19 protein-coding genes are annotated in these 21966 nt (G+C 62.6%); 13 read left to right on the top strand and 6 right to left on the bottom strand.

Going from position 1 to position 21966, the window contains the following annotated elements; all coding sequences use genetic code 11:
* Positions 1–47: 47 nt before the first annotated feature.
* Together ribD and nrdR are read right to left on the bottom strand one after the other, a co-directional pair.
* Positions 48–1181 carry a bifunctional diaminohydroxyphosphoribosylaminopyrimidine deaminase/5-amino-6-(5-phosphoribosylamino)uracil reductase RibD gene (ribD, locus tag QRN33_RS16750; RefSeq protein WP_285409384.1) on the bottom strand — a complete coding sequence of 378 codons (1134 nt, stop codon included), beginning with the start codon at positions 1179–1181 and terminating at the stop codon, positions 48–50.
* On the bottom strand, positions 1178–1642 hold the full coding sequence (nrdR, locus tag QRN33_RS16745) for a transcriptional regulator NrdR (protein ID WP_003228656.1): 465 nt from the start codon (positions 1640–1642) through the stop codon (positions 1178–1180). The genes ribD and nrdR overlap by 4 nt, the downstream gene beginning before the upstream one ends.
* 128 nt (positions 1643–1770) lie before the next feature.
* Here nrdR and QRN33_RS16740 point away from each other — a divergent pair, with 128 nt between their 5' ends.
* From QRN33_RS16740 to trxA, 3 genes are all read left to right on the top strand, one after another.
* Entirely contained in the window at positions 1771–2235 is a 465-nt protein-coding gene (locus QRN33_RS16740; protein ID WP_285409383.1) for a YbaY family lipoprotein, read from the top strand.
* Positions 2232–2888: a class I SAM-dependent methyltransferase gene (locus QRN33_RS16735; protein ID WP_252875180.1), complete on the top strand. Its 657-nt coding sequence runs from the start codon at positions 2232–2234 to the stop codon at positions 2886–2888. The genes QRN33_RS16740 and QRN33_RS16735 overlap by 4 nt, the downstream gene beginning before the upstream one ends.
* A 129-nt stretch (positions 2889–3017) precedes the next feature.
* A complete protein-coding gene (gene trxA, locus QRN33_RS16730; protein ID WP_042610625.1) occupies positions 3018–3890 on the top strand; it encodes a thioredoxin in 873 nt (290 codons plus the stop codon).
* Between the two features lie 112 nt (positions 3891–4002).
* Here trxA and QRN33_RS16725 read toward each other — a convergent pair whose 3' ends face one another.
* A complete protein-coding gene (locus QRN33_RS16725) occupies positions 4003–4362 on the bottom strand; it encodes a hypothetical protein (RefSeq protein ID WP_285409382.1) in 360 nt (119 codons plus the stop codon).
* A gap of 130 nt (positions 4363–4492) precedes the next feature.
* Between QRN33_RS16725 and QRN33_RS16720 the strand changes: the two genes are divergently transcribed.
* The 5 genes from QRN33_RS16720 to QRN33_RS16700 all read left to right on the top strand — a co-directional run bounded on the left by QRN33_RS16720 (position 4493) and on the right by QRN33_RS16700 (position 8627).
* Positions 4493–5086 (top strand): DUF2796 domain-containing protein, encoded by a 594-nt coding sequence (locus tag QRN33_RS16720; protein ID WP_065615587.1) that lies wholly within the window; start codon positions 4493–4495, stop codon positions 5084–5086.
* A 139-nt stretch (positions 5087–5225) separates the two neighbouring features.
* Complete coding sequence (locus QRN33_RS16715; protein WP_042610630.1) at positions 5226–5936, top strand: ABC transporter ATP-binding protein; 711 nt, start codon at positions 5226–5228, stop codon at positions 5934–5936.
* A gap of 1 nt (position 5937) precedes the next feature.
* Positions 5938–7203, top strand: coding sequence for an ABC transporter permease (locus QRN33_RS16710; RefSeq protein ID WP_083353661.1), 1266 nt, complete (start codon positions 5938–5940; stop codon positions 7201–7203).
* An 11-nt stretch (positions 7204–7214) separates the two neighbouring features.
* Positions 7215–7733, top strand: a complete 519-nt coding sequence (locus tag QRN33_RS16705) for a DUF3299 domain-containing protein (RefSeq protein ID WP_024014502.1) — start codon at positions 7215–7217, stop codon at positions 7731–7733.
* A 195-nt stretch (positions 7734–7928) separates the two neighbouring features.
* The gene (locus tag QRN33_RS16700; protein ID WP_016772968.1) at positions 7929–8627 is read left to right on the top strand and encodes an OmpW/AlkL family protein; all 699 of its coding nucleotides are present in this window, start codon (positions 7929–7931) and stop codon (positions 8625–8627) included.
* A gap of 358 nt (positions 8628–8985) precedes the next feature.
* Here the strand turns inward: QRN33_RS16700 and pgnE are convergent, their stop codons facing one another.
* Both pgnE and QRN33_RS16690 read right to left on the bottom strand, forming a co-directional pair.
* Positions 8986–9918, bottom strand: coding sequence for a UDP-N-acetylglucosamine epimerase PgnE (pgnE, locus tag QRN33_RS16695; RefSeq protein WP_042610633.1), 933 nt, complete (start codon positions 9916–9918; stop codon positions 8986–8988).
* The gene (locus QRN33_RS16690; RefSeq protein ID WP_042610634.1) at positions 9911–10795 is read right to left on the bottom strand and encodes a sugar nucleotide-binding protein; all 885 of its coding nucleotides are present in this window, start codon (positions 10793–10795) and stop codon (positions 9911–9913) included. Before QRN33_RS16690 ends, pgnE begins: the two co-directional genes overlap by 8 nt.
* Positions 10796–11071: 276 nt before the next feature.
* On the opposite strand from QRN33_RS16690, the gene QRN33_RS16685 reads away from it, so the two are divergent.
* The gene (locus QRN33_RS16685) at positions 11072–15358 is read left to right on the top strand and encodes a DEAD/DEAH box helicase (protein ID WP_285409381.1); all 4287 of its coding nucleotides are present in this window, start codon (positions 11072–11074) and stop codon (positions 15356–15358) included.
* A gap of 115 nt (positions 15359–15473) precedes the next feature.
* Here QRN33_RS16685 and QRN33_RS16680 read toward each other — a convergent pair whose 3' ends face one another.
* Positions 15474–17576, bottom strand: a complete 2103-nt coding sequence (locus tag QRN33_RS16680) for a mechanosensitive ion channel family protein (protein WP_227973163.1) — start codon at positions 17574–17576, stop codon at positions 15474–15476.
* 387 nt (positions 17577–17963) lie between these two features.
* On the opposite strand from QRN33_RS16680, the gene QRN33_RS16675 reads away from it, so the two are divergent.
* The 4 genes from QRN33_RS16675 to QRN33_RS16660 are packed head-to-tail and all read left to right on the top strand — an operon-like array spanning position 17964 to position 21938.
* Positions 17964–18890: a DUF72 domain-containing protein gene (locus tag QRN33_RS16675; RefSeq protein ID WP_064364000.1), complete on the top strand. Its 927-nt coding sequence runs from the start codon at positions 17964–17966 to the stop codon at positions 18888–18890.
* The gene (locus QRN33_RS16670) at positions 18887–19684 is read left to right on the top strand and encodes an endonuclease/exonuclease/phosphatase family protein (RefSeq protein ID WP_042610638.1); all 798 of its coding nucleotides are present in this window, start codon (positions 18887–18889) and stop codon (positions 19682–19684) included. Before QRN33_RS16675 ends, QRN33_RS16670 begins: the two co-directional genes overlap by 4 nt.
* A complete protein-coding gene (clsB, locus tag QRN33_RS16665; protein ID WP_042610639.1) occupies positions 19681–20955 on the top strand; it encodes a cardiolipin synthase ClsB in 1275 nt (424 codons plus the stop codon). Before QRN33_RS16670 ends, clsB begins: the two co-directional genes overlap by 4 nt.
* A complete protein-coding gene (locus tag QRN33_RS16660; protein WP_042610640.1) occupies positions 20952–21938 on the top strand; it encodes a lysylphosphatidylglycerol synthase domain-containing protein in 987 nt (328 codons plus the stop codon). The genes clsB and QRN33_RS16660 overlap by 4 nt, the downstream gene beginning before the upstream one ends.
* Positions 21939–21966 lie beyond the last annotated feature (28 nt).

Raw genomic sequence — 21966 nt, 5'->3', positions numbered from 1 at the left:
GGGTTCTCCTTGAGAACGGGGGCCAGCGCTAACGCGATGGCCGGGAATTATACGCGGGCTGATGGGACAGGGATTGCAGTGACTCGCCAGTCATCGCCCACCGCGCGAATTTCAGTGATTTTCAGCTCCGGCGCGTCCTTCATCTGCGCCAGCGGCCAGTCGAGCAATGGACGCGCCGTGGAGCCGAGAAACTTGCCGGCGATGAAGATCACGAATTCGTCGACCAGACCGAGTTGCGCAAAGGCGCCGGCCAGACGCGGACCAGCCTCGACCAGCACCTCGTTGGTGCCACGATTGGCCAGTTCGATGAGCAACCGATGCAGATCGACCTGGCCGTCTTCACCCGGCACGATCAGGCATTCCGGGCCGTTGGCGTATTGCTCTTCGACCGCAACACAGGTGGCGACCAGCGCCGGCCCGGCCTTGAAGAACGGCGCATCCAGCGGCACCCGCAGGCGGCCGTCAATGAGCACGCGCAGCGGCGGACGACTCGTGGCCAGCGCAGTTTGTTCGCTGTCGAGACCGAGTTCGTCAGCGCGCACGGTCAGCCGTGCGCCATCGGCCAGCACCGTGTCGGCGCCGGTCAGCACCACCGCCGCTTCTGCACGCAACCGCTGCACCGCAGAACGCGCCGCCGGGCCGGTGATCCACTGGCTCTCGCCGCTTTCCATCGCTGTGCGACCGTCGAGGCTCATGGCCAACTTGACCCGCACGAACGGCAAGCCGTGTTCCATGCGTTTCAGAAAACCTTGATTGAGCTTGCGCGCTTCCGCTTCCAGCACACCACTTTGCGTGGCGATACCGGCCTCGGCCAAGCGCTGCAAACCGCGTCCGGCGACCTGTGGATTGGGATCACGCATCGCCGCCACGACCCGGGCAACGCCGGCGGTCACCAAGGCATCGGCGCACGGCGGCGTGCGCCCGTGGTGGCTGCAGGGTTCGAGAGTCACGTACGCCGTGGCGCCGCGGGACTGCTCGCCGGCGGCGCGCAGGGCGTGGACTTCGGCATGGGGTTCGCCTGCGCGCTCATGCCAGCCTTCGCCGACAATCTGCCCGTCGCGCACCAGCACACAACCGACCCGTGGATTGGGATGAGTGGTGTAGTGGCCCTTGCGCGCCAGTTCCAGCGCGCGCGCCATGAAATGCGCGTCGAGGATCGCCTGCTCGGCGGCGGTGGTCATTCTTTCACCGGTTCGCGGGCGAGGCGGTCGATCTCTTCGCGGAATTCATTGAGGTCCTGAAAGCGCCGGTACACCGAGGCAAAACGGATATACGCGACCTCATCGAGTTTTTGCAGCTCGGCCATCACCAGTTCGCCGACCACGAGGGATTTGACCTCGCGCTCGCCGGTGGCGCGCAATTTGTGCTTGATGTGGACCAGAGAGGATTCGAGGCGCTCGACGCTCACCGGACGTTTCTCCAGCGCGCGCTGCATGCCGGCGCGGAGTTTTTCTTCGTCGAACGGTTGGCGGCTGCCGTCGGTTTTGATCAGGCGCGGCAACACCAGTTCGGCCGTCTCGAACGTCGTGAAACGTTCGCCGCAGGCCAGGCATTCACGCCGGCGGCGCACCTGTTCGCCCTCGGCGACCAGACGCGAGTCGATGACCTTGGTGTCGTTGGCACCGCAGAAGGGACAGTGCATGGTGGCTGGCAACAAAAAATGGGAGGGCCATGGTAGCGCATCCCCGTGGCAAGACAAGCCATAGGCTTTACGGTATACAGAACGGCATGATCGTCTGATCCATGGAATTCATTCTGCCGGAGCCTCCAATGCCGTTACGTCCGCTCGTTTTGCTCAGTCTTTTCAGCCTGCTGGTGGCCTGTGGCAGCGACGCACCCAAGCCGCAACCGCCGACGCCAGGCCCTGCGCCGCAGCAGGCGCAGAAAAAAGCCAAGGAAGCCGCCGAACTCGGCCCGCTGCCGGCGCATCAGCGCGAACTGAGCGGCACCCTGCAAGGCCTGCCGGCCGGCGCCGAAGTCGAACTGGCGCTGCTGGTGATCGACGAAAAGGACCGCCCGCAGCAACTGCTCGCCAGTTCCAGCCTGATCGGCAACAACCAGATCCTGCCGTTTCACCTGCGCTTCAACCCTGAGGCGTTTCCGGCCGGCGCACGGGTTGAACTGCGTGGGCGCGCCAGCCAGTCCGGGCAACTGATTCTGCACCTGCCGTCGCAGACCATCACCCAACCGACCACTCAGGCTTTGGGCCAGCTGCAATTCGTCAAAGCGCCATGAAGGGACCGCTCGACCTGCAACAGGCCTTGGGCGAATTGCTCGGCGACGCCAGACTGAAAGCCTGCGCGTTGCCCGGCACCGATTTGCAGCTGTGGCTGATCGACGGCGATAACATGGCGCGCGAGTTCAGCCAGGAAGAAACCCAGCGCATCCTGCATGAACCGCCCTATTGGAGTTTTTGCTGGGCCAGCGGTCTGGCGGTGGCGCGCTATCTGGCGCGGTTCCCCGACTGGGTGCGGGGCAAACGCGTGCTGGATTTCGGCGCCGGTTCCGGGATTGCCGGGATCGCGGCGGTGAAGGCCGGCGCGCTGGAAGTGGTGGCCTGCGATCTCGATCCGTTGGCGATCGCCGCGTGCCGGGCGAATGCCGAGCTCAATGATGTGCAGATGAACTACTCGACGGATTTCTTTGCCGAGGCCGATCGCTTCGATCTGATTCTGGTCGCCGACGTGTTGTACGACCGGGCCAATCTGCCGCTGCTCGATGCGTTTCTCAGTCGAGGGCGCGAGGCGCTGGTGGCGGATTCGCGGGTGCGCGATTTTCGTCATCCGCTGTATGAGCGGATTGAAATGCTCGAGGCGATGACCTTGCCGGATCTGGCGGAGCCGGAAGAATTCCGACATGTCAGCCTCTACCATGCGCGGCGTGACTGACGCCGCCAAAAGATCGCAGCCTTCGGCAGCTCCTACTCTGGATAGCGTTCCCATGTAGGAGCTGCCGAAGGCTGCGATCTTTTGCGCCACCCCTTATAGTGCGTTCATTGACGCTTAGAGAGATCCCCCATGAGTCAGCAAACGCCGTACATCTTCGACGCCACGACTGCCGATTTCGACCAGTCGGTGATCGAAGCCTCCTTCAACAAGCCGGTGCTGGTGGATTTCTGGGCCGAATGGTGTGCGCCGTGCAAGGCGTTGATGCCGATGCTGCAAGGCATTGCCGAGAGCTATCAGGGCGAGCTGCTGCTGGCCAAGGTCAATTGCGACATCGAGCAGGACATCGTCGCCCGCTTCGGCATTCGCAGCCTGCCGACCGTGGTGCTGTTCAAGGACGGTCAGCCGGTCGATGGCTTTGCCGGCGCTCAACCGGAATCTGCCGTGCGCGCCCTGCTCGAACCGCATGTGCAAATGCCGCCACCGGCTGCTGCCGACCCGTTCGAACAGGCTCAGGCGATGTTCGACGACGGTCGTTTCGCCGAGGCCGAAGCGGCGCTGGTCGCCCTGCTCAATGAAGACAATACCAACGCCAGGGCGCTGATCCTTTACGCACGCTGCCTGACCGAACGCGGTGAGCTGGGCGAAGCGCAAACCGTGCTCGACGCGGTCAAGAGCGATGAGCACAAAGCCGCACTCGCTGGGGCCAAGGCGCAGATCCAGTTTCTCGGCCTCGCCCGGGACCTGCCGGACGCCGCCGACCTGAAGAGCCGCCTGGCGCAAAATCCGCAGGACGATGAAGCGGTGTATCAACTGGCGATCCAGCAACTGGCACGCCAGCAATACGAAGCGGCGCTGGACGCCCTGCTCAAACTGTTCATCCGCAACCGCAACTATGGCGAAGGCTTGCCGCACAAGACCTTGCTGCAGGTGTTCGAGCTGCTGGGCAATGATCACCCGTTGGTGACGGTGTATCGCCGCAAGATGTTTGCTGCGCTTTATTGAGAGCAAAAGATCGCAGCCTGCGGCAGCTCCTACATCGGATCGTGTTCACCGCGGTTTTTGCGGAGGAACGCTGATTCTGTAGGAGCTGCCGAAGGCTGCGATCTTTAGCGGTTCACTCGATCCAGCTGTAGAGCGGCGTATCCCCGCCGCTCGCCACTTTCACATCGGAACTGTGGCGCAAGCGCACGAGCAAACGCTTGCCCGCCGCCGCACTGCCAGTCAGCGCTTCCAGTTGATCGAGCAGATCCGGTCCACTGAGTTGCCCGGCCTTGCGCAGCAAGTCTTTGGCCACTTGCCACAGCGCATCGTCCTGATTCACCGGGTTCGCCGCCGGAGCTGGCGCAACCGCCTCAGACTGCGCAACCGGCGCCTGCCCGCTCAGCGCCGAACCGAGCCTCGCCCAATCGCTGTCATCCAGCTCCACCGTCAAATCCACCGGCACCTCGCCGACCGTTCCGCGTATCCGCAACATCGAGTTCGCTCCTGCATTTTTCTGACCTGCATGCTCCCACGGGACTTGTGCAACGCCAAGCGCACGGGCACACTCTGCGCACTTTCGTTATAAGATCACATAACAAACTTTTCATTTTTCGGAGTCCGCCATGCGTCGTTTGCTGCTCGCTTTGCCGTTTGCCCTGTTGCCGCTGGCCGCTGCCCATGCGGTTGATGAGCACGATCACGACCATGAGCACGGCAGCCTCGGCGCCCATGAGCATGGTGTGGGTCGCCTGAATGCCGCGCTCGACGGTCAGACCCTGGAGCTGGAACTGGAAAGCCCGGCGATGAACCTGGTCGGTTTCGAACATGCGGCCACGTCGGACGCGGACAAGGCCAAAGTCGCTGCCGCCCGGGCGCAGCTGGAAAAACCATTGGCGCTGTTCAGTCTGCCCGCTGCGGCCGGTTGCAAAGTGGTCAGCCAGGAACTGGAAAGCCCGCTGTTCGGCGACAAGCCGGACGCCGACGATCACGACGAAGATGAAGCGGACAAGGACGGTCACGAGCATCACCACGACCACAGCGAAATCCATGCGCATTACCAGTTCAACTGCGCCACACCGGGCGCGCTGAACACGCTGGATCTGGCGAACGTCTTCAAGACCTTCCCGGCGACGCAGAAGATTCAGGTACAACTGATCAGCGCCAGCGGCCAGCAAGGCACGGAAGTGACGGCGAAATCGGCTGCGCTGAAATTCTGAATATTGTAGAGACGCCCTGTAGGAGTGAGCCTGCTCGCGATGAGGCCAGCACATTCAGCATCTATGCTGACTGACCCACCGCCATCGCGAGCAGGCTCGCTCCTACACAGTGGCCACGCAACTACCCGATCGGTTTCAAATGACCCAAGCACTCATCGAACTTTCCGACCTTGGCTTCAACTGGCCCGGTCACCCGACGCTGCTGGACATCCCGGCGTTTCGTCTGGAAGCCGGCGAAACCCTGTTTCTCAAAGGCCCCAGCGGCAGCGGCAAGACCACCCTGCTCGGCCTGCTTGGCGGGGTGCAGAAGCCCAATCGCGGCAGCATTCGCCTGCTCGGCCAGGAGCTGACCGAACTCTCCGCCGGCAAGCGCGATACGTTTCGTGTCGATCACACTGGCTACATTTTCCAGCAATTCAATCTGCTGCCGTTTCTCTCGGTGCGCGAGAACGTCGAGTTGCCCTGTCACTTCTCGAAACTGCGCGCGCAACGAGCGAAACAGCGCCACGGCAGCGTCGATCAAGCCGCCGCCACGTTGCTTGCCCACTTGGGTCTGAAAGACCAAAGCCTGCTCAGTCGCCGCGCCGATTCATTGTCCATCGGCCAGCAACAACGGGTCGCTGCCGCCCGCGCATTGATTGGCCAACCGGAACTGGTGATCGCCGACGAACCGACCTCGGCGCTGGATTACGACGCCCGCGAAAATTTCATTCGCCTGCTGTTCGCCGAATGCCGCGAGGCCGGATCGAGTCTGTTGTTCGTCAGCCACGATCAGAGCCTGGCGCCGCTGTTCGACCGTCACCTGTCCCTGGCCGAGCTTAACCGCGCCGCCACGTCTGCCGAGGTCTGAGATGTATCTGTTTCGTCTGGCCATGGCCAGCCTGGCCAACCGCCGTTTCACTGCCCTGCTCACCGCTTTCGCCATTGCTCTTTCGGTATGCCTGCTGCTCGCCGTCGAGCGCGTACGCACCGAAGCCAAAGCCAGTTTCGCCAGCACCATCAGCGGCACTGACCTGATCGTCGGCGCCCGCTCCGGCTCGGTCAATCTGCTGCTGTATTCGGTGTTCCGCATCGGCAATGCGACCAACAACATTCGCTGGGACAGCTTCGAACATTTCGCCAGCAACCCGAAAGTGAAGTGGGCGATCCCCATGTCCCTCGGTGACTCCCATCGCGGCTATCGCGTGATGGGCACCACCGAAGCCTATTTCGAGCACTACCAGTACGGGCGCCAGCAACATCTGGCGCTGGCAGACGGACGTGCGTTTGCCAATGATCCTTTCGAAGTGGTGCTCGGCGCCGAAGTCGCCGAAGCGCTGCATTACAAGCTCGGCGACAAACTGGTACTGGCCCACGGCGTGGCGGCGATCAGCCTGGTCAAGCACGACGACAAACCGTTCACCGTGGTCGGCATCCTCCAGCGCACCGGCACCCCGGTAGACCGCACGCTGCACATCAGCCTCGGCGGCATGGAGGCGATTCACATCGACTGGCACAACGGCGTGCCGGCGCGCGGCAACGGGCGGATCAGCGCCGATCAGGCACGCAATATGGACCTGACGCCGCAAGCGATCACCGCGTTCATGCTCGGTCTCAACAGCAAGATTTCCACCTTTGCGCTGCAACGCGAGATCAACGAATACCGCGGCGAGCCGATGCTGGCGATCCTGCCGGGCGTGGCCTTGCAGGAATTGTGGAGCCTGATGAGCACCGCTGAAAAAGCCCTGTTCGTGGTTTCGCTGTTTGTTGTGCTGACCGGATTGATCGGCATGCTCACGGCGATTCTCACCAGCCTCAATGAGCGTCGGCGCGAGATGGCGATTCTGCGCTCGGTGGGCGCGCGACCGTGGCACATCGCAAGCCTTTTGGTGCTGGAAGCCTTTGCGTTGGCGCTGACCGGGGTGATCGCCGGGCTGGCGTTGTTGTACATCGGCATCGCCGCTGCGCAAGGTTACGTGCAGGCCAACTACGGCTTGTACCTGCCACTGGCGTGGCCGAGCGAGTATGAATGGACGCTGCTCGGTGGCATTCTGGCGGCCGCGCTGCTGATGGGCAGCGTGCCGGCCTGGCGCGCGTATCGCCAATCCCTGGCCGATGGCCTGTCGATCCGTTTATGAGGATGTTCACCATGCCCCGCGCCCTGCTTGCGCTGCTGATGCTGGTCGCCCTGCCCGTGTGGGCCGCGGCGCCGAAAGACCTGACCTGGTCGGAAATGATCCCTCCGGACGCTGCGCCGGAAGTGCCGAACATGACGCCGTTGCATGACCTGTCGAAGATGGGCGACGCACTCTCCGCCGAATCCGCGCCGGCGGCCAAGCAGGACATGCCGAACGCACCGGTGGTGAAGAGCCTCGACGGGCAGAACATTCGCCTGCCGGGTTACATCGTGCCACTGGAAGTCAGCGAAGAGGGACGCACCACGGACTTCTTGCTGGTGCCGTATTTCGGCGCCTGCATCCACGTACCGCCACCGCCGTCGAACCAGATCGTTCATGTGAAAAGCGAGCTGGGGGTGAAGCTCGATGAGCTGTATCAGCCGTACTGGGTTGAAGGACCGTTACAGGTGAAAGCGTCGAGCAGTGAGCTGGCCGATGCCGGGTATCAGATGGAGGCGGAGAAGATTTATGCGTATGAGCTGCCGGAGTAGACTCCGGTAGATTTCAAGATCAAAAGATCGCAGCCTTCGGCAGCTCCTACATGGGATCGCATTTCAACTGTGGGAGCTGCCGAAGGCTGCGATCTTTTTGGGGGTATCACGGTTTCATTGAGCTGAGTCAAAACACCGTATCAGACGGCTTCGTACCCTTGGACATCGAATATTTTCATGTCTTTCGGAGCCCCCATGAACAAGTCCTTGCTCAGCGCCTCGCTGTTTGCCCTTGCGCTCGCAGCCCCGCTCGCCCACGCCCATGAGGCGGGTGACATTCTCGTGCGCGCCGGCGCGATCACCGTCAACCCGAAGGCCGACAGCTCCAGCGTCAAGGTCGATCAGGGTCCGCTGAGCGGCACCAATCTGGGCGGCAAGGCGACCATGAGCAGCGACACCCAACTGGGTCTGAACTTCGCCTACATGCTCACCAATAACATCGGCATCGAACTGCTGGCAGCCACGCCGTTCGAGCATGACGTCAAGCTCAAGGGCACCGCCCTGCCCGCTGCCAATGGCAAGCTCGGCACCCTGAAACACCTGCCGCCGACCCTTAGCGTCGTCTACTACCCGCTGGATTCGAAATCGGCGTTTCAGCCTTATGTCGGCGGCGGCATCAACTACACCTGGATCTACGACGAACACGTCGGCAGCGAAGCCAGCGCCAACGGCTTCAGCAACTTCAAGGCGAAAAATTCCTGGGGCCTGGCCTGGCAGGTCGGCGCCGACTACATGATCACCGACAACATCATGCTCAACGCCCAGGTGCGCTACATCGATATCGACACCCGCGCGACCGTCGAGAACAACGCCGTCGCACCCGGCACCCGTGCACGGGTGAATGTGGACGTCGATCCGTTCATCTACATGGTCGGTCTGGGCTATAAGTTCTAGGCTGACTTTGACCGAACGTTCACGTGGTGGTGAATGAGGCTTGGTGGCGGGCAGGCACAGACCTGACGACGACCGTACGCAGTCGATCGGGGGATAAGATTCCCTCGCCACAGGGATAGCGATATTCCGGCCGTGAAAAAGGCGCCTGTTGCAGGGCGCCTTTTTCATTTGGTGCTGAGTCGTGTGGTGGGTTCGAGATCGGGGCCCCTGACCCCCAGCCCTCTCCCGAGGGAGAGGGAGCCGATTTGTGTGTTGTTCAAAACCTGAGTTCGGCTCGGTATTTCAGCTCGGCGTATTTCGCCCAGTCACCCTGGTCAGTCCCCTCTCCCTTTGGGAGAGGGTTAGGGTGAGGGCTTTATCAGGCACGCCCGAGCAGCCGCGCCAAGCCCACACTCATCGGCGTCTGCGGCGGCATTTCAAAGCGCTGCAGCAAGCGTCGGTTGTCAGCCCGTGAGTGGCGGATATCACCCGAACGTGCCGGCCCGTAACTCACGGGCGGCAGCTCGCCGACTACCGATTTCAACGCTTCGAGCATCTGCTTGAGGCTCATCGCCTGATTCCAGCCAACGTTGACCGCGCCTTCCTGCACTTCGGGCTTTTCAATCGCCTGCACCAGCAAATCGACCAGATCGCCGACATACAGGAAATCGCGGGTTTGCTCGCCATCGCCAAACACGGTGATCGGCAAACCTTTGGAGGCGCGTTCGCTGAAGATGCTGATCACCCCGGAGTACGGCGAGGACGGATCCTGGCGTGGGCCGAAGATGTTGAAGAAGCGAAAAATCGCCGGCTCCAGGCCATGCTGGCGACGGTAAAAATCGAAGTACTGCTCACCGGCCAGTTTGTCCGACGCATACGGCGTCAGCGGGGCTTTCGGGGTGTCTTCGTCGATCGACTCGCCTTCGCCATTGTTGCCGTACACCGCCGCGCTGGAGGCGTACACCACACGCTTGACCCCGGCCAGACGCATGGCTTCGCAGACATTCAGGGTGCCGATGAAATTGCTCTGGTGGGTTTTCACCGGATCGTCCACCGAGGCCTGCACCGAGGCCACGGCAGCCAGATGCGCAACAGCGCTGCAGCCCTGCATGGCGCGGGCCACCGATGCGGCATCGGCAACGTCACCAACCAGCAATTCGACCTTGGGATTGTCCAGCGGCAGGTTGCTGCGTTTGCCGGTCGACAGGTCGTCGAGCACGCGCACCGAATAGCCCTTGGCGAGCAGGGCATCGGTCAGGTGCGAACCGATGAATCCGGCTCCGCCAGTGATTAAAACCGTTCCTTCAGCCATGTCGGTAGAACCTGTCCAGTAAGCCCGGGAGGGCGGCACGCCAGGCGCGCGGCTTGATCCCGAAAGTGTGGAGAATTTTCTTGCAGGCCAGTACTGCATGTTGTGGCTCTTCGGCAGCATCCGGGCGCGCGGCATGTGCCTGCGCAGTCGGTGCTTCGATGGCCAGCGCGTGCAGGCTGCGTGCTTCGGTCAGAATCGCCTGGCCCAGCGCCAGCGGCGTGGTCGCTTCGTGGCCGGCGTAATGGTAAGTGCCCCACAGCGGCGCGGCGCAGTCGAGTTGCTTGAGTACGGAAATGATCACCCGCGCCGCGTCATCGACCGGCGTGGGGTTGCCGCGACGGTCATCGGCCAGCAGCAATTCTTCCGGTTTTTCCGCACGGGCGAGAAAGCGCCCGAGGGTGCCGTCGGGGCTGTCGTCGAGCAGCCAGCCAAAGCGCAGCAGCACATGTTGCGGGCAGGTCGCGCGCACGCTTTGTTCGATGCGCCACAAAGCCTGACCGCGCAGGCCCAGCGGCACCGGTTCGTCTTTTTCGCTGTAGGCCGTGGCCCGCGAGCCGTCGAACACGCGATAGCTCGACGGCTGCACGAGGACAATGTTGTGGTGCTGGCACAGTTCGGCCAGACGCTCGATGGCGCGTTCCTGGCCGGTCATGCGGCTTTCGCTGACGCTTTCGGCCTGGAACCAGTCGAAATAGTAGGCGAGGTTGATCAACGCATCGGGACGGGTGTCGTCGAGCAATTGTGTGAGGCTCGCGGCATCCCAGCCGTTTTCGGGCGGGCGGGGGGCGAGGAAACCGATGTCTTCTTCCGCACCGAGGCGAATCAGCGCCTGCCCAAGGGCATTTCCGCCGCCCAGTAACATAAGGCGCATTCGCATAGAGTCAGCAGGCCCAGTCTGATTGGAACGATGGTTTTGACGACGGCACGCGTGGCGCCGTGGTCGATCATTGCCGGAATCGTTGCATTTTGCGGGTTTAGTGCGCAACCGTCACCCGTAAAGTGTAGATGCCGGGATTTGTATCGCCCCCACTGGTGCTATCGCGAGCAGGCTCACTCCTACAGGAGACCGCATTCCAAGGTGGGAGCGAGCCTGCTCGCGAAGGGGTCCGAACGGTACTTGCATCTTCCCGCCCCCGCCCGCATAACTTCTGTCATGAATCTGCCCCTCCCCGCCAACAGCGCTCTGGCAGGCTTTCACCCCGCCGTCAGCGCCTGGTTCAGCAAGACTTTCCCGGCGGTCACCGCCGCTCAGGCCCGTGCGTGGCCGTTGATCCAGCAGCGCCGGTCGACGCTGATCGCGGCGCCCACCGGCTCGGGGAAAACCCTGACCGCGTTTCTCGCCGTGCTCGATGAGCTTGTGCACCGCGGCCTCGAACACCCCGACGGCCTGCCCGCCGAAACCCTGGTGGTCTATGTCTCGCCGCTGAAAGCGCTGTCCAACGACATCCAGATCAACCTGCAGAATCCGCTGGCCGGCATTACCGCGCAATTGCGCGAACTGGGCCTGCCCGAGCTGACGATCACCACCGCCGTACGCACCGGCGACACGCCGCAAAAAGATCGCGCCGCCATGCGCAAGAACGCACCGCACATTCTGGTCACCACGCCGGAATCGCTGTACGTGCTGCTCGGCTCGGAATCCGGGCGCAAGATGCTCGGCACCACGCGCACGGTGATCATCGACGAAATCCATGCCATGGCCGCCGGCAAGCGCGGCAGTCATCTGTCGTTGAGCCTGGAGCGTTTGCAAGCACTCTGCGCCGAGCCGCTGACCCGGATCGGCCTGTCCGCCACACAGAAACCGGTGGAGGCGGTGGCGCAGTTTCTGGTCGGTCACGAACGCCCCTGCGAAATCGTCGACATCGGCCACGCCCGCCCACGAGACCTGGGCATCGAGGTGCCACCGGTGCCGTTGTCGGCGGTGATGGCCACCGATGTCTGGGGACTGGTGTATGACCGCCTCGCTGAACTTGCTCGCGAGCACCGCACGACGCTGATTTTCGTCAACACCCGACGCCTCGCCGAACGCCTGAGCCGGCATCTGAGCGAACGCCTCGGCAAGCAGGCGGTGGCGGCGCACCACGGCAGCCTCGCCAAGGAGTTTCGCCTCGACGCCGAACAGCGCCTCAAGCGCGGTGAGTTGCAGGTACTGATCGCCACCGCGTCGCTGGAGCTGGGCATCGATATCGGTGAAGTCGACCTGGTCTGCCAGATCAGCTCGCCGCGTTCGATTGCCGCGTTTCTGCAACGGGTTGGCCGCTCCGGCCACCAGGTCGGCGGTACGCCCAAGGGCCGTCTGTTCGCCACCACCCGCGACGACCTGATCGAGTGCGCCGCTCTGCTCGACTGCGTGCGCCGGGGCGAGCTCGATACGCTGCACATCCCGGAAAAACCGCTCGACGTGCTGGCGCAGCAGATCATTGCCGAAGTCAGTTGCCAGGAATGGTCGGAGGACGCCTTGTTGGCGATGTTCCGTCGCGCCTGGCCTTACCGCGATGTCGACGAAAAGCACTATCAGGCCCTGCTGAGCATGCTCGCCGAAGGGTACAACGGCCGTCAGGGCATCCGTAGCGCGTACCTGCATCGCGACGTCGTCAATCGCACTTTGCGCGGCCGGCGCGGCGCGCAACTGACCGCCGTGACCAGTGGCGGCACCATCCCGGACAACGCCGACTACAGCGTGCTGCTCGAACCGCAGGGCTTGAGCATCGGCAGCGTCAACGAAGATTTCGCCGTGGAAAGTATCGCTGGCGACGTGTTTCAGCTCGGCAATACCTCGTACCGCATCCTGCGGGTGGAGAGCGGCAAGGTCCGCGTCGAGGATGCGCAGGGCATGCCACCGACCATTCCGTTCTGGCTCGGCGAAGCCCCGGGGCGCAGCGATGAACTGTCGGCCGCCGTCGCGCGTCTGCAAGGGCATCTGGATGAGCTGCTCAGCGCCAGCCCCGGTAATCTGCAACCGGCGCTCGACTGGCTGACCACGACACTTGGCCTCAACCTCGCCAGCGCCGAGCAACTGGTCGAATATCTCGCTCGCGCCCGGCAAACCCTCGGCGCCCTGCCCTCGCAGGACACGCTGTTGATGGAGCGGTTTTTCGACGAGTCCGGCGGCACCCAACTGATCATCCATACGCCGTTCGGCAGCCGCATCAACCGCGCCTGGGGCCTGGCCCTGCGCAAGCGTTTCTGCCGCACCTTCAACTTCGAGTTGCAGGCCGCCGCCAGCGAAGACGCGATCGTGCTGTCGCTGTCCACCAGTCACAGCTTCGAGCTCGATGAAGTCTGGCGTTATCTGCACAGTAATAGCGCCGAACACACGCTCATTCAGGCCGTGCTCGATGCGCCGTTATTCGGCGTGCGCTGGCGCTGGAATGCCGGGGTGGCGCTGGCGCTGCCGCGCTTTACCGGCGGACGCAAAGTCGCCCCGCAGCTGCAACGGATGAAAAGCGAAGACCTCATCGCCAGCGTGTTTCCCGACCAGATCGCCTGCCTGGAAAACCTCGCCGGCGAGCGCGAAGTCCCCGAGCATCCGCTGGTGGAACAGACCCTCGACGATTGCCTGCACGAAGCGATGGACAGCGAAGGCTGGCTGACCCTGCTGCGGCGCATGGAGCGTGGCGAGGTGCGGCTGATCAGCCGCGACCTGCCGGCACCGTCGCCGCTGGCGGCGGAAATCCTCAGCGCCCGGCCGTACACGTTTCTTGATGACGCGCCGCTGGAAGAACGGCGCACGCAAGCGGTGATCAACCGGCGCTGGAGCGATCCGCAATCGACCGATGACCTCGGCGCGCTGGACGCCGATGCGATCACGGCGGTGCGCGAAGAAGCCTGGCCGTCGCCCAATTCCATGGATGAAATGCACGAAGCACTGATGAGCCTTGCCTGCATCAGTGACGCCGAAGCGCGAGCCAACACGGCTTGGCTGGATTGGTTGCACGCGCTGATGGCCAGCGGGCGCGCCTGCCTGCTGCGGATCGACGCCGAGCATCAGCTATGGCTGGCCCGCGAACGCTTGAGTTGTCTGCAGGCACTTTATCCACAGGCGACGTTGGCGAGCGCAGCAGTGGCGCTACCCGGATTCGACGAGGCGTGGACATTCGATGAAGCGCTGGTCGAAGTGATCCGCGCCCGCCTCGGTGCCTTTGGGCCGACCCCTTTGCCAGCCATTGCCGAGCCGCTCGCCCTGCCCGCCGCGCAAGTGAGTCAGGCCCTCGCCCGACTGGAGCGTGAAGGTTACGTCTTGCGCGGGCAGTTCACGCCGAAAAGCGCGATTGAAGAATGGTGCGAACGCCATCTGCTCGCGCGCATCCATCGCTACACGGTCAAGCGCCTGCGTCGGGAAATCGAACCGGTGGCGTTGCAGGACTTCACGCGCTTTCTATTCGACTGGCAGCATTTGTCACCGACCACCCAAGGTCAGGGCAGCGCAGTGTTGCCAGCGATTGTCGGCCAGTTCGAAGGTTACCCGGCGGCAGCTTCGGCGTGGGACAGCGACATCCTGCCGGCACGCCTCAAGGACTATTCGCCGAGCTGGCTGGATGAGCTGTGCCGCAACGGCAAACTGGTGTGGACGCGGATCAGCGCGCGACAGAAAGTCAGCGGCTCGGCATTGCGCAGCACGCCGATTGTCCTGCTGCCGCGCAGTCAGGTGGGTTTGTGGAGTGCGCTGGCTGAGCAAACCCCAGTGAGTGAGTTATCGCTGAAAACGCAGAAAGTCTTCGAGGCGCTGAGTCAGCATGGCGCGCTGTTTTTTGATGAGCTGATTCATGAAGCGCGCCTGCTGCGCAGCGAACTGGAAATCGCCCTGCAGGAACTGGTCGCCGCCGGGCTGGTGAATGCCGACAGCTTCGCCGGCCTGCGCGCGCTGATCACCCCGGCAAGCAAGCGTCAGCAGCGCAGCAGTCGACGCGGGCGCGGCGCGTTTATCGGCGGGATGGACGATGCCGGGCGCTGGGCGTTGCTGCGCCGTGGTTCGTCAGCAGACACAGCCGAGACGCTCGAACATGTGGCCATGACCCTGCTGCGCCGCTACGGCGTGGTGTTGTGGCGCTTGCTGGAACGGGAAGCAGACTGGCTGCCGAGCTGGCGCGAATTGCTGCGCACCTTCCATCGACTGGAAGCGCGGGGCGAGATTCGTGGCGGGCGCTTTGTCAGTGGTCTGGCGGGCGAGCAATTCGCGCTGCCGGAGGCGATTCCCCTATTGCGCGAATTGCGCCGGCGCCCGCAGGACGGCAGCCTGGTGGCGGTATGTGGAGTTGATCCGCTGAACCTGGCGGGGACACTGTTGCCCGGGGTGAAAGTGCCGGCGCTGGTGAGTAATCGGCTGGTGTATCGCGATGGCGTGCCCGTGGCGGCGGTGATTGCCGGCAAACAGCAGATCTGGGTGGAACTGGATCAAGTGGCCATGGAGCAGATAGGCCGGAAGTTGATCCGGCATTGAGGGTGTCTGTTCTAGCGCCATCGCGAGCAGGCTCACTCCTACATTCTGGAATGCATTCCCCTGTAGGAGTGAGCCTGCTCGCGATGAGGCCGGGACATTCAACGCAGAGCTCAGATCAGGTCCGCGACTCCTGCGGCACCTCAGCCGCCACCACCGCCCCCTCCTGCTGCCGCTTCGGCAAAAAGACCTGCTGTGGATAAGTCTGCGCAAAATGCACATTTGCAGTGTTATCCACAAGCTTCTTCAAGCGCTGGTTGAACGCCCGGCTCACCGCATATTGCCCACCGGATACCGTGCGAAATTGCGCCGTCAGTACCACGCCGTTGAGATCCATCCTGTCCACCCCGAACACATCCAGCGGCCCTTGCAGGTTGTACTTGAGGAACGGGTCTTCGCGGATCGAATCGCCGGCCTCGCGGATCAGCTCGATGGCCTTGTCGACGTCGGTGTCGTAAGTGAACTGCACCGAGAAAAATGCAAAAGCGAACTGCCGCGATTGGTTGGTCACAGCCTTGATCTGACCGAATGGCACCGAGTGCACAAAACCCTTGCCGTCACGCAGGCGCAGGGTGCGGATGGTCAAGCCTTCGACAGTGCCGGCATGGCCGGAATCCAGCACCACCCAGTCGCCAATCGACAGGGTGTCTTCGATGATGATGAACAGCCCGGTGATCACATCCTGCACCAGTTGCTGCGAACCGAAACCGATGGCCAGACCGACCACACCGGCACCAGCCAGAAGCGGCGCGACGTTGATGCCAAGATTGGCCATGGTAGTGATCGCGCAGATCACCACGAGGATGATTTTGATCGCATTGCGCAACAACGGCAGGATGGTTTTCACCCGCGTGCTCGGCTGGCGTGCCGCGCGTTTGCTGACCGGCGGTTTCAGCGCTTCCTGAATCGCCGTGTCGAGCACGACCCACAGCAACCACGTCACCAGGAAGATCAGGCCGATACTGCTCAAGGCATTGCTGATCGCTCGGCCCACCGTGCTGCTCTGGGCGAAATCGAGCAATGACACGCCCCAGATCCGCCCGAGAATATCGATGAACACAATCGCCATGACGATACGCAGCAACGCGTGCAACAGGCTGAGAAAGCGTTCCTTGTAGGCACTGCTGCGCTGGAGCGCCTCGGCCTTGCGCGACTTGAACAGGTGCTGCAACACGGTGCTGAGAAATACCGTGGCGATCAGCAGCACGGTGGTGAACAAGGCGCAGCGCAGGGCTTTCTGATTGTCCTCGCCGATGCCGATCAGACTGACCGCCGAGACCAGCACCATCAGCACGATCGGCCAATACCACAACCCGGAAAATATCCGCAGCGACTCTTGCAGCGACGGTTGTTTCAAACGCTGGGCCAACGGGCGATTGCGGATCAGATGGGCCACCGGCCGGCGCAAGCGGATCACCAGCAAACCGAAAATCACCGAGGCGATCAGCCCGGTGAACACGGCGATACTGCTGGTGATATTGCCGCCCAGTTGCCGGGCGATCTGCGGGCTGGTCAGGGCATCACTGAGAGCAGCGAGAAAGCCGATCAGGAACAGCGGTCGCGGACAGTATTCACGGATGATTCGCGCGGCGGTGCGTTTGTGGCCGACGTTGAACATCACCACGACGCACAACAACATCGACGTGGAAAAGATACCGCTGCTGGTGGCGTAGGCCAGACACAGCGCCAGCGCGCGCCCCACCGAACCTTGAAGAAAATGGCTGACATACAGCGTCAGCGGCAGGCAGATCAGTGCCGGCACGGTGTACGGCAGCACATAGCCGAGCAGGTCCTGACTGCGCTGGCGAGTGCGCAACCAGCGCCCCTCGCGCAGACGCTTGGCCAGCAGACTGCCAAGCACGGTCAACAGGGCGAAACTGCCCAGCCACACACCCGACAGCGTGAGGAAATCCCCGGCCACGCTCCAGCCCGAACGGTTCGACGGCTGCTTGACCAGCCGATCGACCTCATCCGCCGCGCGGTCGGCACGCAGGCGCCAGGCATCAACCAGATGTTCATTGAGGTCGAGTTTTTCCTGCACGTCGTCAATGCTCGAACTGATCGCCCCGAGCAGACCGCCCTGCACCAGCGGTTCCGGTTCGGCAGGTTTTTCCGCCGTGTCAGCGGGAGCCGGAACGCCCGGCAGCGCGGCGGCCTGCGATGTGTTGACGCCGAAGCACAACAGCGCTCCCAGCAGAATGGCGATCCTGAAATTGCGCAAAACTCCGATCTCCCGTGGCTGAACCTGGTAAGGAACTGATCGGTAATTGCGCGGCAAGTTCAAGAGCCCCCTCACCCCAGCCCTCTCCCCCAGGAGAGGGAGCCGACCGAGTTGCATGACCAAACTCACCAACTGCACGTCTTGAGTCGAACTCAAGTCCTGAAGACCATGAAGATCTGCTCCCTTCACAGTCGTACGCGATTTCAGGAGACATGAAGATCTGCTCCCTTCCCCCTCGCCCCCTTGGGGGAGAGGGCCGGGGTGAGGGGGTAAGCTCTTGATCTTCGCTTCACCCGCGACCGTCCGTAACACCACCGAAACTTTCCCGCCCCCGGCGCAGTCATCACAGAACATCGGCAACACGAGGACTTTCTACGGGAGGATGGGATGGCGACGATTCACATCGGTATTTCAGGCTGGCGCTACGCCCCGTGGCGCGGGGACTTCTACCCGAAGGGACTGGCGCAGAAGCGCGAATTGCAGTTCGCCTCCCGCGCGGTCAACAGCATTGAAATCAATGGATCGTTCTACGCCCTGCAACGACCCGAACGTTACGCCCAGTGGTACGCCGAAACCCCCGATCACTTCGTATTCAGCGTCAAGGCGCCGCGCTTCATCACCCACGTGCGCCGCCTGCGCGACATCGAAAAGCCGCTGGCGAATTTCTTTGCCTCAGGCGTGCTGGAGCTGAAGGAAAAACTCGGGCCGATCCTTTGGCAGTTTCCGCCCAACTTCAAATTCGACGCCGAGCGCTTCGACCAGTTTCTTGCGCAACTGCCCCACGATACCCAAGCCGCAGCCGCCCTCGCCCGCCAGCACGATTCGCATCTGCCCGGCCACGCCAGCGTCAAGGCCTGGCGCAAGAAGCCGCTGCGCCATGCGGTGGAAATCCGTCATGAAAGTTTCATCGACCCGCAATTCGTACGCCTGCTAAAACGCTACAACACCGCACTGGTCATTGCCGACACCGCCGGCAAATGGCCGTACCGCGAAGACCTCACCAGCGACTTCGTCTATCTGCGCCTGCACGGTGCTGAAGAGCTCTACGCCAGCGGCTATTCCGAACAAGCACTCAAGCGCTGGGCCGAGCGCATCGACGCCTGGCATCACGGCAAACAGCCGGAGGACGCACATCTGATAGCCCCACGCCTGAAGCCCCGCGCACGCAAATCCCGTGAAGTGTTCTGCTACTTCGACAACGACATCAAAGTCCGCGCGCCCTACGACGCCCGCAATCTGTTGCAGCGCTTCGACCTCGACAAAGACCTCGCCACAACTCCCGGGCAAGTCGCCGCTGAAGGAGTTCTGTCATGAGCATTCCCGAACCGGTCGGTTTTACCGACGAAGGCTCCGTGGTCTCACCCTCGGTGCGTACCTTCACTGTCCTGACGGTCAACACCCACAAGGGCTTCACCGCGCTGAACCGGCGTTTCATTCTGCCGGAGCTGCGTGAAGCGGTGCGCAGCGTCGCCGCCGACGTGGTGTTTCTGCAGGAAGTCCACGGCACCCACGAGCAGCATCCGAAACGCTACGACAACTGGCCGACGATGCCGCAATACGAATTCCTCGCCGACAGCCTCTGGCCGCAGTTCGCCTACGGGCGCAACGCGGTGTACCCGGCGGGCGACCACGGCAATGCACTGCTGTCGAAATTCCAGATCATCCGCCACGACAATCTCGACGTGTCGATCAGCGGCCATGAGAACCGTGGCCTGCTGCATTGCGTGCTGCGCCTGCCCGGAGACGGCACCGAGGTGCATGCGATCTGCGTGCATCTGGGCCTGCGCGAAAGCCATCGCAATGCACAACTGGATCTGCTGCTGCAACGTCTCGCCGAATTGCCCGCCGATGCGCCAGTGATTGTCGCCGGCGACTTCAATGACTGGCGCCAGCGCGCCGATGCGCAGCTCAAGCCCTGTGGCCTGCGCGAAGTATTCGCCGAACACCACGGCAAACCGGCGCGCAGCTTTCCCGCGCGACTGCCAGCGCTGCGGCTCGACCGCATCTACGTGCGCAACCTCAAGGCCAGCCGGCCGAAAGTCTTGACCAACCGGCCCTGGTCACACCTTTCCGACCACGCACCGTTATCGGTGGAGATTGAACTATGAACAGTGCGCCACTGGAAAAATCCGCCGTCGAACCGGTCACGCTGAACCCGCCGGTGCGCGAGCCCGGCCACGTTGACGTCGAGTATCAATGGCACAGCAATAACCGCGTAGAACTGCTGGAGAACGGCGAGGAATATTTCCCCCGCGTGTTCGAAGCGATGCGCGCGGCCAAGAGCGAAATTCTGCTGGAGACCTTCATCGTCTTCGAAGACAAGGTCGGCGCCGAGTTGCAGCAGATCCTCATCGAAGCCGCCCAGCGTGGCGTGCGCACCACGGTCAGCCTCGACGGCTTCGGCTGCGGCGAGCTGAGCACCGGCTATCTGTCGGCATTGAGCGATGCCGGCGTGCATCTGCAGATCTTCGATCCAGCGCCCAAGCACCTGGGCATCCGCACCAACTGGTTTCGCCGCTTGCACCGCAAGATCGTGGTGGTCGACGGTTTGATCGCGTTCATTGGCGGGATCAATTTTTCCGGCGATCATTTGGCCGATTTCGGCCCTGAAGCCAAGCAGGATTATTCGGTGGAGATCCAGGGTCCCGTGGTCGCCGACATCCATCACTTCGCCCTGCTGCAAAGCGGTCGTCCGGGACGCGCGCGGTTCTGGTGGCAGCGTCGGCGCCAGCGTCTGGCGGAAATGGCTTTCACCGATCACGACGGCCAGGTACGCCTGGTGTTCCGCGATAACGATCAACACAACACTGATATCGAAGACGTCTATCTGCAGGTGCTGCGCAAGGCCAAGCGCCGGGTGATCATCGCCAATGCCTACTTCTTCCCCGGTTACCGTTTGCTGCGCGAAATCCGCAACGCCGCCCGCCGAGGCGTCGATGTGCGGCTGATCCTGCAGGGCCAGCCAGACATGCTCGTCGCGAAACTGGCAGCGCGCATGACCTACGATTATCTGCTGCGCGCCGGCGTGCAGATTCATGAATATTGCCAACGCCCGCTGCACGGCAAAGTCGCGCTGGTCGACGATGACTGGAGCACCGTGGGCTCGAGCAATCTCGACCCGCTGAGCCTGTCGCTGAATCTGGAAGCCAACGTGCTGATCCGCGACCGCGCCTTCAATCAGCACCTGTACGAACGCCTCGAAGACCTCAGCCAGAACCACTGCAAGGCGATGGACGCCAAGCTGTTGCCGCGTGGACGGATCTGGCACATGACTGTGGGTTTTCTGGTGTTCCACTTCCTGCGGCACTTCCCGGCCATGGCCGGTTGGCTGCCGGCGCATAAACCGCGTCTGAAGCCTTTCCGAGGTGCGCGTCCATGAGTCATTCCGAAGTCCATTCCGATAGCCATTCGGCACCCGCGGCGCCGTCGAAATGGAGCCGCTGGAAACGTCCGCTGACCCTCCTGTTTTTCCTCGCGCTGATCGTCCTGCTGACAATGTTCGCCACGCGCATCGAATGGGCCGAGGTGCTGGAAACCCTCGCCGATTTCAAGGTGCGCACGCTGATCATCGCTGCCAGCCTGACCCTGCTGAGCTTTCTGGTGTACGCCAGTTTCGACCTGATCGGCCGCACCTACATTCGTCAGGACCTGACGTGGAAGCAGATCCTGCCGGTGGGCATCATCAGCTACGCCTTCAACCTCAACCTCAGCGCCTGGGTCGGCGGCATCGCCATGCGTTATCGGCTGTATTCGCGGCTCGGCGTAAGCAAGGGCAACATCGCCAAGATCCTCGGCCTGAGCCTGGCGACCAACTGGTTCGGCTACATGACCATCGCCGGTGTGGTCTTCAGCAGCGGTCTGGTGCGCATGCCGCCAGGCTGGAAACTCAGCAGTGACGCGCTGCAACTGGTGGGTGTGTTGTTGCTGTTGGTCAGTGCCGGGTACCTGGCGGCGTGTCAGTTTTCCAAGCGCCGCGAGTGGTCGATACGCGGCGTGGAAATCAACCTGCCGTCGCTGCGCATGGCGGTCCTGCAATTGCTGTTGGGCGCCTTGAACTGGTCGCTGATGGCGGCGGTGATCTTCACTTTGCTGCCAAGCAAACTGGATTATCCGCTGGTGCTGGGCGTGCTGTTGATCAGCGCGATCGCCGGGGTCATCACGCACATTCCAGCAGGGCTGGGTGTCCTTGAAGCGGTGTTTGTCGCGCTGCTGCAGCACGAAGCGTCCCGCGGCAGTCTGGTGGCGGGACTGCTGGCGTATCGGGCGATTTATTTTCTGTTGCCGCTGTTGATTACGGTGGTGATGTATCTGGTGGTGGAGGCCAAGGCCAAGGCGCTGCGGATTGAGAAGAAACCGTCCTGAGAGAGTTGTTGAATGGGAAATTGCAATC

Origin of the sequence: Pseudomonas sp. FR229a (assembly GCF_030209115.1) — a bacterium.
In the GTDB taxonomy this organism is placed as follows: domain Bacteria; phylum Pseudomonadota; class Gammaproteobacteria; order Pseudomonadales; family Pseudomonadaceae; genus Aquipseudomonas; species Aquipseudomonas moraviensis_A.
This window is presented reverse-complemented; position numbering and strand designations above follow the sequence as displayed.